Consider the following 13,009-nt stretch of genomic DNA (forward strand, 5'->3'; position numbering starts at 1 on the left):
TGCGTGAACCATGCGAGAACTGTTCGTCGAACCCCCGCCGTTGACCCACGGTCGATGTCGCTGCCCGTTGATCGGCGATCACTATATGGCGATCAGGAGCATACGCATCCAGATCCTTGTTCGAACGTAAGTATCAAGCCACGATCGCCATATGAGGATGCGTCAGTGGCCTGTACGCGACCTCGGGCCGATCTTGACGGGCGACGTCGGCCGGTGCAGGCTTCCGACGGACGTTCGATCAAGGCGACACCAGGGACGGAGTGGTGATGACGGGCCCGGTGCTCGCTGTCGATCAAGGTACCTCGGGGACCAAGGCACTGGTCGTCTGTCCGGTACGCGGGGTCATCGGCTCCGGGTCCGCCCCCGTACGCCCCCGCTACCTGCCGGGCGGCCGGGTCGAGGTCACCCCCGGCGAACTGCTGGACTCGGTCGTCGACGCCGGACGCGCCGCGCTGGCGGCGGCGGGCGAGCCCGTGGCGGCGGTGGGCCTCGCCAACCAGGGCGAGACCGTCCTGGCCTGGGACCCGGCGACCGGCGAACCGCTGACCGACGCGATCGTCTGGCAGGACCGGCGCGCCGAGGGGCTCTGCACCGAACTGGCCGCACACGAAACCCTCCTGCGGGAGACGACCGGTCTGCCGCTCGACCCGTACTTCGCCGCCCCCAAGATGGCCTGGATACGCCGTCACCTGACCCGGCGCGGCGTCGTGACGACCAGCGACGTCTGGCTCGTGCACCGCCTCACCGGCGCGTTCGTCACCGATGCGGCGACCGCCGGCCGCACCCAGCTGCTCGACCTCGACACCACCCGCTGGTCGGACGCGGCACTCGACGCCTTCGGCCTCACGGGCGAGCGGCTGCCGGAGGTCGTCGACGCGGACACCCACGTGGGCGCCACCACCGCGTTCGGTCCCGAACTGCCGCTGACCGGGCTGCTCGTGGACCAGCAGGCCGCGCTGCTCGCCCAGCGCGTCACCGAGCCCGGCAGCGCCAAGTGCACCTACGGCACCGGTGCGTTCCTCCTCGCGCAGACCGGCCCGCGTCCCCTGCGCAGCACCTCCGGACTGGTCGGCTGCGTGGCCTGGCGGCTCGCCGGCCGGACCAGCTACTGCCTGGACGGGCAGGTGTACACGGCCGCCTCCGCCGTACGCTGGCTCACCGATCTCGGCGTGATCTCCGGCGCCGCCGACATCGACACCGTGGGCGGTCGCGTCCCGGACGCCGGCGGCGTCACCTTCGTCCCCGCGCTCGCCGGGCTCGCCGCCCCGTGGTGGCGGGGCGACCTGCGGGGCTCGGTCACCGGCCTGGGCCTCGACACCACCGCCGGGCACCTGGTGCGCGCCCTGTGCGACGGCGTCGCCGCCCAGGTGGCGGAGCTCGCCGACGCGGCCGCCACCGACCTGGGCGCCCCGCTCACCACCCTGCGCGTCGACGGCGGGCTGACCCGGTCCGCGCTGCTCATGCAGGCCCAGGCCGACCTCCTCGGGATCCCCGTGGAAGTGTCGGCGCTGCCGGACGTCACCGCACTCGGCGTCGGCGCCGTCGCGCGGCTCGGGTCCGATCCCTCGCTCACCGTCGCCGAGGCCGTCCCGGAGTGGAAACCGTCCGCCGTCTACGAGCCTCGGGCCGACGCCGCGCAGGCGGCGGAGCGCCGCGCCCGCTTCCGCGCGGCGGTCTCGGCCCTGCTCGGCGACGCACCGGCATGACCGTCACCACCGGTGGCGCCCTGCCCGGCGGGGAGTACGACGTGACGGTCGTCGGTGCCGGCGTCGTGGGCACGGCGATCGCCCGCGAACTGGCCCGGCTCCCGCTGCGGATCGCCCTGGTCGACGCGTCCGACGACGTCGGTGACGGCACCTCGAAGGCCAACACCGCCATCCTGCACACCGGTTTCGACGCGGTGCCCGGCTCCCTGGAGTCCCGGCTCGTCCGCGAGGGCCACCGGCTGCTCTCCGCCTACGCCGCCGAGAGCGGCATCCCGGTGGAGCCGCTCGGGGCGCTCCTGGTCGCCTGGGACGAGGACCAGCTGGCCGCCCTGCCGCGGCTCGCGGAGAAGGCCGTACGCAACGGCTACCGCGCGGCCCGGATCATCACGGCCGAGGAGGTGCGGGCCCGCGAGCCGGAACTCGGACCGGGGGTGCTGGGAGCGCTCGACGTGCCGGGGGAGTCCATCATCTGCCCCTGGACGACCACGCTCGCGTACGCCACCCAGGCCGTGCGCGCGGGCGTCGACCTCCACCTCGGCTGCCGCGTCCTGGACGTCACTCCGGGCGGGACGCACACCCTGGCCACGAGCCGGGGACCGCTGCGCACCCGGCACCTGGTCAACGCGGCCGGTCTGTACGCCGACGAGATCGACCGGCTCCTCGGCCACGCGGACTTCGCCGTGACGCCCCGGCGCGGCCAGCTGATCGTCTTCGACGAGCTCGCCCGCGGCCTGGTACGGCACATCCTGCTGCCGGTACCGGGCGCCCTCGGGAAGGGGGTGCTGGTGTCGCCGACGGTCTACGGGAAGGTGATGCTCGGGCCGACCGCCGAGGACCTCGACGACAAGACGGACACCGGATCGACCGCCGAGGGGCTCGCGCTGCTGCGGGAGAAGGGCCGACGGATCCTGCCGGCCCTCCTGGAGGAGGAGGTCACCGCCGTGTACGCCGGCCTGCGGGCCGCCACCGGCGACGACGACTACGCGATCCGGGCCCACCCCGCGCAGCGGTACGTCACGGTCGGCGGGATCCGCTCGACGGGCCTGACGGCCTCCATGGCGATCGCCGCCCACGTCGTGGAACTGCTCGCCGACGGCGGCCTGCCGATGGCGGGGGCCCGCGAGCGGCCCCCGGTGCGGATGCCGAACCTGGGCGAGGCGTTCCTCCGGCCCTACCGCGACGCCGAGTTGATCGCGAAGGACCCGGAGTACGGCCGGATCGTCTGCCACTGCGAGCGCGTGACGCGCGGGGAGATCCGCGACGCGCTGGCCTCGGCCGTCCCGCCCGGCTCGCCCGACGGCCTGCGGCGGCGCACCCGCGCCCGGGGCGGCCGCTGCCAGGGCTTCCACTGCGGGGCCGCCGTCCGCGCGCTGTTCGAGGAGGCCCGCGGATGAGCCGCGACCGCGACCGCACGGTCGACGTCCTGGTCGTCGGCGCCGGTCCCGCCGGACTGGCCCTGGCCGCCCGCCTCGCGGGCGCGGGCGCGGGCCGCGTCGAGGTCCTGGAGCGCGAGCAGGACGCGGGCGGAGTACCGCGCCACTGCCACCACGGCGGATTCGGGGGGCCCGCACACCCCTGGCTCACCGGACCGGCGTACGCGCGGCGGGCCGTGCGGGCGGCGACGGCGGCCGGGGCGACGGTCCGTACCGGTGTCAGCGCCACCGGCTGGGCCGGCCCGCTGACCCTGGAGACCACGAGCCCGGCGGGCCTGGAGCGGATCACGGCCCGGGCGGTCGTCCTCGCCACCGGTGCCCGCGAACGCCCCCGCAGCGCCCGGCTGGTGCCGGGCTCCCGGCCGGCGGGCGTGCTGACCACCGGGGAACTGCAGCAGTCGGTCCACCTGTACGGCCAGGACATCGGCCGACGGGCCGTCGTCGTGGGCGCGGAGCCGGTGGCCCGCCACGCCGTACGCACCCTGCGCCGGGCAGGGGTGGAGGTGGTGGCCGTCGTCACGGAGCGCGCCCGCGGCGCCTCCGTACCGGGAGTGCCGCTGCTCACGGCCACGACGGTGGCCGAACTGCGCGGCCGGGGCCGCCTGTCGGGCGTTGCCGTGCGCCACGAGGACGGCCGCTCGGGGGTCCTCGCGTGCGACACGGTGGTCTTCACCGGCGACTGGATCCCCGACCACGAGCTGGCGCGCCGCGGCGGTATCGCGCTGGACCCGGGCACCCGGGGACCTGCGGTGGACGCGTCCTTCCGTACGCCGGTGCCGGGGGTCTTCGCGGTCGGCAACGCCCTGCACGGCGTGGAACGCGCGGCCACCGCGGCCGCGGAGGGCGCCGCAGCCGCGGCCCCGGTCCTGGCCCGGCTCTCGGGTGCACCGTGGCCGGAGCCCGGTCCGCCGCTGGTCGTCCGGGCGCCCTTGCTGTGGGCGGTGCCGAACCGGCTCACGGACACCGCGGGGCGGCCGCTGCTGCTGCGGTCGGGGGAGCCGCTGACCGCCCCGGTGCTGACGGCGGCCCAGGACGGGCGGCTGTTGTGGCGACGGCGGTTCCCGGTCCGGACGGCGCCGTCGCGGTCGCTGAGGCTGCCGCCGGGGTGGACGGACCGCGTCGAGCGGTCGGGCGGTCCGGTCGTTCTGGGCATCGGCTGACGGCCACGCCCCCGGGCCGGCCTGCCGGGCGCGCCCCTTGACTACTTTCCGTGAAGTGCGGATACTCTGTGTCACGATCTTCGTCGTTCACAACGTCACCTACGGGGTCACACCCCGTCAGGAGGTACCGACGTGCCGTTTTCCGTGCCCGGACTGGCCGACGACCTGACCCCCGATCTCCTGGACCGCTGGAACAAGGAGATCGACCGCCAGTTCAGGACCCTCGAGCCTGACCTGGGGAGCAGGTACTTCACCCTGGAACCCGACGATCCGGCCGCCGAGCGGGTGGCCGTCACCTGGTTCGGCAATCCGGCCGAACCGGAGTTCTGCCTCGACGCCGCCACGGCCCGTACGCTGTCCGACTGGGGCGTACGCGGCCGACGCGCCCTGCACAACGAGTACTGCGAGTACGCGGTCATCAGCGCGGCCGACACCGAGGGACGGATGCGCCCCAAGCGGGTGCAGGTCACCACCGAGCTCCCCGAGTACTACCTGATGCTCGCCGAGCACGCCCCGGACCGCCTGCGGGAGATCCTCACCGAGACGCTCGGCACCGAACCGCGCTGGCAGGAACTCTACGGACCGGCCGTCACGGACCCCCGGCCGCTCGCCCCGGCCCAGCGCCGTGTGGCCTTCGCCCGTCACCTGACCGGCCACGGACAGCACCGCGACCTGATCGACGCCGGAGTCCCGGCCGACCCGGCGGGCTCGCTCAACGCGGTCAACGCCCTGTTCATGGCCCATCCCATCAACGGGCTGGACGACCTGATCTACATCGTGATGTTCGGCGCGCAGCCCTACGCCCGCCGGAACTCCGCAGGCGGCTTCGAACCCGCCGGCCGCGACCAGATCTTCCGCCGGCAGCCCGGGCTCGAAGCCCTGTCCTGCCGCCATGCCGATCCGGCCGCCGCCCTGGCCGCGGCGGACGCCGCCTTCCACGGCCGGACCGTGTCCTTCGCCGATCCACTGGGCATGTACATCCAGCAGTTCACCTCCGAGGTCTTCCTCTTCGACGGCGGCCCCGTCCCGGACCCGTGGATCCGGCTGGGGCGCGGCCGGCAAGGGCTGGTCCAGCGGCTGGAGTTCGGCCCGCCGGACGACGCCCCGCACTTCCTCGACGAGATCACCGTGGTGGAGGGCGACGCGGAGGAGCCCCTGACCGGTGGCTACCAGGTCGTCCGCCAGGTACAGGTGGGCCCGGTGGTCGCACTCGGCGCCCCGGCCCCCGTACCGCCCGGTGACTTCGTGGTCCTCGCCGACTCGCCCGGGCCCATCCGCTGCCGGGACGCGAGCGTGTGCACCGACACGGTCGGGCCGCTGAAGGAAGCCTTCGACGCCGAGGCCGCGGGGCCCGGACCCGCGGGCAGCCGCCCCCGGGGCGGGAGATGAGCGTCCTCCAGGACGGGATCTACCACGGGCCCGGCCGGCGCCCGCCCGGCCATCTGGCACTCGTGTTCCTGCGGGCCGACCCGGAGGCCGGTGCCACCGCCGTCGACGGCGCGCTGCGCGCGGTGACCACGATGCTGCGCGGCCTCGCCGACGGCGCCGTGCCGGAACTGCCGGGCCACCCGGTGCCGAGCGCCGGCCTGGAATTCCTGCTCGGCCTCGGCCCGAAGTCCTTCGACATCCCCGGCGCGAAACTCCCGTGCCCGGCCGTACTCGGCCCGCGCCTGCGGTTCCGCTCGCCCCGCCCCACCGGAGGCGGGCCTCTGCTGGTCGGCGGGGGCCTGTCCTACGCGCCGGACGTCGTCCGCAACGACGCCACCGAGGAGTTCTGCCTGCAGCTCACCGCCGACACCCAGCTCGCCGTCTCGCGAGCCGTGGTCGAGCTGTGGAAGCTGCTGCGCGGCGCGCGCACCGGCGAGACGCGGACGGCCGTGCTGGAGATCGCGGGCATCCACACCGGATTCCAGCGCGACGACCGCCGCAGCTGGATCGGCTTCCACGACGGCGTGTCCAACCTGGACAGCGCCGACCGGGAACGGGTCATCAGCATCGGAGCGGCCGACGCGGGCCCCGACCCCTGGACGATCGGCGGTACGTGCCTGGTCTTCGCCCGCCTCGCCGTCGACCTCGACCAGTGGCACGTCCTGCCGCGCGCGCAGCAGGAGTTCCTCGTCGGCCGGGACAAGCTCACCGGAGCCCCGCTCACCGGACGCGACCCCGAAGGGCGGCCCGTACCGGCCGCAGGCTGCCCGGTGGCCGGGACCACCGAGGTGACCCAGCCCGGCAACGAGCAGTTCCTGGAGCCGGGGCCCACCGCCGATCCGGTGCTGCTCACCGCCCACGTGCGGCGGGCCAATCTGACGGGCACAGCCGACCCCGACCAGAGCGGCTCGCTGCGCGTGTTCCGGCAGGGGTACGAGTTCTTCGAACCGGTCGCGGCCGCCCCCGGCTTCCGGGCCGGACTGAACTTCGTCGGCTTCCAGGACAGCCCCGAACGGGTGCTGCGCATCCTCACCCAGCGCGGCTGGCTGGGTGGCGTCAACTTCGGCGGGCAGCCCGGCCCGGACGGACCGGCCGGACGGCTGCTGACGGTACGGGCTGCCGGTACGTATCTCGTCCCGCCCGTACGGGACGCAGCCCCCTATCCGGGGGCCGAGGTATTCGGCTGAACAGCCGCCCCCGCTGCCCGGACTCCCCCGACCCCCGGATCCCGGGCTCCCGGAAGGAAACGGAGACTCACAGTGATCGAACAGATCTGGCTCCATCCACCGCTCGCCTTCGCCCGGCTCGGCCCGTCCCCCGTGCCCTGTGACAACTACCGCTGGGGAATGAGCGACCTGACGCCGCGCGGCACCGGCAAGACCGTCGTCGAGCCCCGGCCCTCCCTCGACGTCGCCGAGGACGGAACCCTGACGGAGCGGGAGCCGGAAGGGGACCGCGTCCGCTTCAAGGACGCCGACGGCTTCCGTCCGCTCTGCCCATTCTTCGAGGTGCACGCCGCCTGGACGGTCGGTGATGAGCGGCACACTGGCCCGCTCACCACCGAGGTGCTGGCCGCCGCCGGCACGGAACTCGCCGCGGTGCGCTGGGAGGTGGAGGTCGCCAATCTGAAGGCGCACCACTGCACCCTCTCGCCGGGCGACCGGATCGAGGCCGCCGTGGAGCTGGCCGGTGACGACCACCTGCGCAGGCCGCTGGAGGGGCGCTCGCCGCAGGGGGCCGACCGGCCGCTGGTCCCACAGGGGCGGCACGTACCGCTCGGATCCGTCCAGGTGATCAGACCCGACGACCGGTTCCCCGGGCTCCGGCTGCGCTTCACCCCCGCCACCGGAGCCGTGTACGGCCCCACGAACCTCCCGGAGCGCTCCCAGCGGTTCGTCCTGCCGGCCGAGCGCCTGTTCCTCTCCCCGGACGCACGGTGGTGCGAGTTCACCGGCGCGGGCGACCCGCGCACCGTGCCCGGAGGGCTGTTCGCCGGTTCGCGGGAGGAGGACGGGGAAACGAGCCTCGGCCTGGTCGACGACGTGTGCGACGGGCTGGTCACCGTCACCCTGCCGGGCGGCCAGTCGGCCCGTGCGCGGATCGTCGTCACCCCGCCCGATTTCGCGCCCGACCGCAGACCCTTCACCTCCCTGGCCGACGGCCTGACCGACCGCGTCGGGCGCGGCGAGGTCCGCGACCCGGACTACGTCGCCCAGCACCCGCAACTGACCGCGCTGGAGGTGCGCGACCTGTTCGAACGGGTGCTGGAGGCCATGGACGCCGTCAACGTCGACGTCCAGAACGACCGGGCGACGCTGGAGAACGAGAGCACGGCCGAGGACCTCGGCCTTCCCACCGGCCCGGCCCGGGCCCGGACCTTCGGCCCGCCGGAACCCCTGCTGGGGGTGATCCTCGCGCTCACCGAACGCGGCCGCCGCCGGCACCGCCGCTTCGTCGCGCTGGAGGCCCTCGAGGACATGTTCCGCGAACAGCCGGGCCTGATCGACCGGGTCATCAGGGAGCCCGGGTCCGAAGACGTCTGGTACGACCGCCGGATGCCGGTCGCGGTACGGGGATCCGACGCCTTCCCCATGCACCTGACCCGCCGCCAGTACGACCTCCTGGTGGCCTGGGGCGCTTCGCTGCGCGACCGGGTCGAGGAGGGGACATGAGCGTCCTGCTGCAGATCGGCCGACGGCCGCCGGAACGCGAACCGCGGTCCGCCGCCGGAGCCGGACCGCTCGGCCTCGACGCCGAGACCAAGGTGTTCCGCAGCGCCCGCGGAGCCCACCTGTTCGTCGCCGACGGCAGCCGGATCTACGACCTCCCGGAGGAGGCCGCGGACCGCCTGGAGCGGTGGACCGCCGCCGCCCACGACCCGGCCCAGGACGCCGCCCTCGCCGCCGGACTCGGCCTGCCGCTGTGGGGCGGGGCCGGCATGCCGGCCCCGCGGATCGACGGCACCCCGGCCGCCGTACCACCGCTGTCCTCCCTGTCGCTCAACGTCATGCAGGCCTGCAACCTCAGCTGCGGCCACTGCTACGCCGACGAGGGCCGGTTCGGCGGCGCCGCCCGGGCCATGCCCCGCGAGACCGCGTTCGCCGCCGTGGACCGGCTCCTCGCGGAGGCCGCCCCCGAAGCGGCGGTGGTGGTCGGGTTCATGGGCGGCGAACCGCTGCTCGCCCGTGACCTGCTGCACGAGGTCGTCGCGTACGCGACCCGGGCCGGAGCCGCCACCGGGCACGCCGTCCGCTTCGCGCTCACCACCAACCTCACCACGGTCCGGCCCGCGGACGCGGAACTCCTCGCCGCCCACCCCTTCACCGTGGCCGTCAGCCTGGACGGCGACCGGGCCGGCCACGACGCCCTGCGCCGGGCCCCGGGCGGGGGCAGCGCGTACGACCGGCTGCGGGCCGGGCTCCAGGTGCTGGAACGGCACGGAAGGCCGCGCCACCTCTCGGCCCGGGTGAGCGTGACTCCGTACACCGGGCGGCTGATCGACATCCTGGAGCACGGCATCGGCCTCGGCTTCGACGAGGTCGGCTTCGCCGCGGTGGTGAGCGCCCCGGACCCCGCGTACGAGATCGCCGCCGCCGCCTTCACCCGATTCCTGGAACAGATGGTCGAGTGCGGGGAAGCGGCGCTGCGCGAACTGGCGGCGGGCCGCCCGTACCCCTTCGGGAACTTCCAGACGGCGATGTACGAACTGCACCCCGGCGGCCATCGCCCGTACCCCTGCGGCGCCGGCGCCGGATACCTCAGCGCCTCCGCCGAGGGCGGTCTCTACGCCTGCCACCGGCTGGTCGACGACCCGGCCTTCGCCATGGGCTCGGTGACCGGGGGGCCCGACCGGGGCGCCAGAGCAGCCCATCTGGCGGCCCGCCACGTGGACCGCGCCGAGCCCTGCCGGTCCTGCTGGGCCCGCTACCTGTGCGGCGGCGGCTGCTACCACGAGGTCACCCGGCGCGGCCGGACCGGCTGCGACTACATCCGCGGCTGGCTGGCCTTCTGCCTGCGCGCCTACGTCGAACTCTCCCAGGCCGCACCGGAGTTCTTCACCGATCCGACCGCGTCCGACCTCCCGGGCGATCCGGCCGCCCTGGCCCGCTGACCCGAGCCCCGCCCCATCCGGCCGAAGGAGCCGCCATGAACGACCCCACTCCCGGAAGCGTCGACCTCCCCGTACCCGAGGGGAAGATCTTCCCGCGCAATCTCACCGCACGGGCCGACCACGTGGTCCGCGGCAACCCGTCCGGCTCCCGCCCGGAGAGCGGCGTCGACAACTGCTTCCCCGGCCTGGAATTCGACCAGCGCAATCTCGAGAAGGCGTTCTTCCCCGGCCTGACGGTCGACTTCCACCACGCGAGCGGATCGCGGGTGCTGGCCGTCACGGGCGGCGCCGCCGCAGCCCAGGGCATCACCGACGCCGACCTGGACACGGGAACGCCGCAGGACCCGCAGCCGCTCTACCTGTGGGCCGTGTGCGGCCGCACCACCGTGGATCAGGAAGAGGCGGACGCGCCCGTGTTCCACGCCACCGAGCGGACCGGCCTGGAACTGTGGCGCCGGGTGCACGACCTGCTCCCGGGCCGGGTGGCCGTCGTCCTCGGCCGCACCCCGGGCAGCACCTCCCCGGGCGCGTTCTGGGTACCGGACGGCGGTCTCAACGCCTGGCGGACGCAGGGCCGGACCGAGGTGTCGCGCGACGCGGACGGTGTACTGGAATGGGCCGTCCTGTTCGCCGACCGGGCCCGCTACCTCGACCCGGACGGGGTCATCGACCCCGACGTGTACCAGGCCGGTGACCTCACCCGAAGCCTCTGTGCGCCCTGGCAGTACGACTTCCGCGAATGCGGCTGTTACTACTGGGCCGCCTCCAAGCCGGACATCTCCACCAGCTCCGACGGGGTGCACCGCAACCTCAACTTCCAGCGCCGCGACCGCACCACCAACCCGCCCGAGCCCGACATCCCCACGATCCGGGGCCGCGCCGCCAAGGAACTCGACCACCCCGCCCTGATCGCGAACTGGAACGTGCTGCCCGTCGTCCTCAACGGCCGCGAGGACGACAGCATGGAACTGCCGGACTGGTCCGGACTCGAGCCGATGACCCCCGCCCAGGTGATCCGGGAACTGGAACGGCTCGCCGGCGTCGAGCACGCGCTCTGCCTCGAATACCTCTACGCGCACTACTCCCTCGACGCCCCGCCCGTCTTCGACCCGGCCGTGCACGACCCCGCCACCCCCGAGGGCGCGCGCGTCCGGAAGATCTACGCGGCCGCCGCGGAGGTGTTCTCCGTCGCGGTGGACGAGATGCGTCACCTGAGATGGGTCAACGAGCTGCTCGGCACGCTCGGCCGGCCACCGCGGCTCGAACCGCCCCGGCACGACACCGTCATCCAGCCCCGGACGGGCCGGTGCTTCGATCCGCAGCCGCTCACACCCGAACAACTGGACCGGTTCATCGCGCTGGAGCGCCCCAGCGCGGTGAGCGCCGACCCGCAGGGCATCGACGGAATGTACGTCAAGCTGCACGAGACCATCGTCAACCGCCCGGAACTCTTCCCGGAGGCGGACCGGCTGGCGCACCTCATCAAGCTCATCATCGACGAGGGCGACGACCACTACCACCGCTTCACCGCGGTCAAGAACCATCTCGCGGAGCTCTCCCCCAAGGACTACCTCCGGCCGCTGCGCACCGATCCCGGCACTCCGCTGGACAACCAGCTGGTCGAACTGTCGGCGCTGAACTACACCATGCTGCTGGGCGCCCTGGAGGCCACGCTGAAACGGGGCGACACCTCGGCCGGGGTACTGATCGAGCAGGCCCGCCGGACGATGTCCAACCTCCACGAACTCAACCACCTCCTCGCGTCGCGCGGCGTCGCACCCCGTTTCACCGAGCTCCCCGCCGCGCCCGTACCCGCCGGTGAGCCGATCGCGTCCGCCTCCCCGTCCGCTCCCGCTCCCGCGTCGGTGCCCGCCCGGACGCCCGGCCCGGAACTCGGCGACGGCCGCGCCGCCCTGGCCGCCGCACGGGCCTGCGACGCGGTGCGGCAGAGCATCAACGCCCTCGCCGTCGACGGGGTACGTGACATGATGGCCCGCCATCAGGCCGACACCGACGCGCTGATCGCCGCCCTCCGCCCACGATGAGCCGAGCCGACGTCGAGATCGCCGGCTCCGGGCTGGCCGAAGTCACCTGCGCCTGGCTGCTCGCCGCGCGGGGCCACCGGGTCCGGATCCGCCCGCGCCCGGACGCGGGCCGGCGCCCGCTCCTGCTGGGCCGGTCCACCCTGGCCCTGCTCCACTCCCTGTGGGGCATCGGCGAGCCGGCCGAACTGGGCCTCGCCACCCATCGGCTGACCCATCGGCGGGCCCACTGGGGCGCCGATCCGGCCGCCCCGCCCCTCGGAGCCCCGGCCGTGGTGGTGGACGGAGCCCGGCTCGCCGCCCGGCTGCTCGACCGCCTCGCCGCACACCATCCGGACGCCGTCGGCGAGGCGCCCGGGGGAGGCGGCGCACCGCAGTGGACGGTCACGGCCGCCTCCCACCCCGAGGACCGGTGGACCGCGGGCCGGCGTCGGATGCTGGCCGGCGAAACATCGCTCGCCCCCGGCCAGGACGACAGGATCGCCCGCCTCGCCTGCACCGAACTCGCCTGGCTCCACCTCACTCCGCTGGGCCGGGGCAACGCCCTGCTCCAGGCCATGGTTCCGGGCCCCGCAGCCCACCCCGAGAAACTGCTGAGCCGCCTGCTCGCCGGTTCCGCCCTCGCCCCCCGGCTCCTGGGACCACCCGCCGCCGCAGTGTCACTGCCTGCCGCTCCCCGCCTCCACCGCACCCCGGCGACGGCCCCGAGCACGGACACCCCCGGACGGCTCCTCGTCGGCGCCGGCGCCATCCGCTACGACCCGCTCAGCGGCACCGGCACGGCCCAGGCCCTCCGTACGGCCGTTCTGGCCACGGCGGTCGTCCACGCCGCGGCCACCGGAACGTCCCCGGAGGCCCTGTGCACCCACTACGCGCGCCGCCTGCGAACGGCGTTCCGCGCTCATCTGGACACGTGCGCCCGGCTCTATCCGCAGGCCTTCCCGTCCCCCGCCTGGCAGTACGAGATCGACGCCTGCCGCTGAGCTGGTTCATTGACCAGAGGTCATGTGACGCCCCGGCAAAGGCTCTTGTAGATCCGTACGAAGAGAAGGTTTCAGCCAGCGGACGTTTTCATGTCTTCCGTCCCTGCCCTACTCCGCCCGGTTGGCTGTCTACTCCTTCACACACG

General features: G+C 74.2%; 9 protein-coding genes. All 9 read left to right on the top strand.

What is annotated here, in order from left to right; translation table 11 throughout:
- The first annotated feature begins 266 nt into the window (after window positions 1–266).
- The 9 genes from ACXNSR_RS35840 to ACXNSR_RS35880 all read left to right on the top strand — a co-directional run bounded on the left by ACXNSR_RS35840 (window position 267) and on the right by ACXNSR_RS35880 (window position 12,863).
- On the top strand, window positions 267–1,706 hold the full coding sequence (locus tag ACXNSR_RS35840) for an FGGY family carbohydrate kinase (protein WP_458639494.1): 1,440 nt from the start codon (window positions 267–269) through the stop codon (window positions 1,704–1,706).
- Window positions 1,703–3,100 carry an FAD-dependent oxidoreductase gene (locus tag ACXNSR_RS35845; protein WP_458639495.1) on the top strand — a complete coding sequence of 466 codons (1,398 nt, stop codon included), beginning with the start codon at window positions 1,703–1,705 and terminating at the stop codon, window positions 3,098–3,100. The genes ACXNSR_RS35840 and ACXNSR_RS35845 overlap by 4 nt, the downstream gene beginning before the upstream one ends.
- A complete protein-coding gene (locus tag ACXNSR_RS35850) occupies window positions 3,097–4,299 on the top strand; it encodes an NAD(P)/FAD-dependent oxidoreductase (RefSeq protein ID WP_458639496.1) in 1,203 nt (400 codons plus the stop codon). Before ACXNSR_RS35845 ends, ACXNSR_RS35850 begins: the two co-directional genes overlap by 4 nt.
- 132 nt (window positions 4,300–4,431) lie before the next feature.
- Window positions 4,432–5,688, top strand: a complete 1,257-nt coding sequence (locus ACXNSR_RS35855; protein ID WP_458639497.1) for a hypothetical protein — start codon at window positions 4,432–4,434, stop codon at window positions 5,686–5,688.
- Complete coding sequence (locus ACXNSR_RS35860; RefSeq protein ID WP_458639498.1) at window positions 5,685–6,914, top strand: Dyp-type peroxidase; 1,230 nt, start codon at window positions 5,685–5,687, stop codon at window positions 6,912–6,914. The genes ACXNSR_RS35855 and ACXNSR_RS35860 overlap by 4 nt, the downstream gene beginning before the upstream one ends.
- Before the next feature lie 72 nt (window positions 6,915–6,986).
- Window positions 6,987–8,399 (top strand): hypothetical protein, encoded by a 1,413-nt coding sequence (locus tag ACXNSR_RS35865; RefSeq protein WP_458639499.1) that lies wholly within the window; start codon window positions 6,987–6,989, stop codon window positions 8,397–8,399.
- Window positions 8,396–9,838 carry a radical SAM protein gene (locus ACXNSR_RS35870; RefSeq protein WP_458639500.1) on the top strand — a complete coding sequence of 481 codons (1,443 nt, stop codon included), beginning with the start codon at window positions 8,396–8,398 and terminating at the stop codon, window positions 9,836–9,838. Before ACXNSR_RS35865 ends, ACXNSR_RS35870 begins: the two co-directional genes overlap by 4 nt.
- Window positions 9,839–9,873: 35 nt before the next feature.
- Window positions 9,874–11,883, top strand: a complete 2,010-nt coding sequence (locus ACXNSR_RS35875; RefSeq protein ID WP_458639501.1) for a ferritin-like domain-containing protein — start codon at window positions 9,874–9,876, stop codon at window positions 11,881–11,883.
- Window positions 11,880–12,863 carry a hypothetical protein gene (locus tag ACXNSR_RS35880; RefSeq protein WP_458639502.1) on the top strand — a complete coding sequence of 328 codons (984 nt, stop codon included), beginning with the start codon at window positions 11,880–11,882 and terminating at the stop codon, window positions 12,861–12,863. Before ACXNSR_RS35875 ends, ACXNSR_RS35880 begins: the two co-directional genes overlap by 4 nt.
- Window positions 12,864–13,009: the final 146 nt, after the last annotated feature.

Source organism: Streptomyces sp. NC-S4, from assembly GCF_054353315.1.

Coding starts and splice junctions, on each gene's coding strand:
- ACXNSR_RS35860 (WP_458639498.1), top strand. CDS start 5,685: ATGAGCGTCCTCCAGGACGGGATCTACCACGGGCCCGGCCGGCGCCCG.
- ACXNSR_RS35875 (WP_458639501.1), top strand. CDS start 9,874: ATGAACGACCCCACTCCCGGAAGCGTCGACCTCCCCGTACCCGAGGGG.
- ACXNSR_RS35840 (WP_458639494.1), top strand. CDS start 267: ATGACGGGCCCGGTGCTCGCTGTCGATCAAGGTACCTCGGGGACCAAG.
- ACXNSR_RS35850 (WP_458639496.1), top strand. CDS start 3,097: ATGAGCCGCGACCGCGACCGCACGGTCGACGTCCTGGTCGTCGGCGCC.
- ACXNSR_RS35880 (WP_458639502.1), top strand. CDS start 11,880: ATGAGCCGAGCCGACGTCGAGATCGCCGGCTCCGGGCTGGCCGAAGTC.
- ACXNSR_RS35870 (WP_458639500.1), top strand. CDS start 8,396: ATGAGCGTCCTGCTGCAGATCGGCCGACGGCCGCCGGAACGCGAACCG.
- ACXNSR_RS35845 (WP_458639495.1), top strand. CDS start 1,703: ATGACCGTCACCACCGGTGGCGCCCTGCCCGGCGGGGAGTACGACGTG.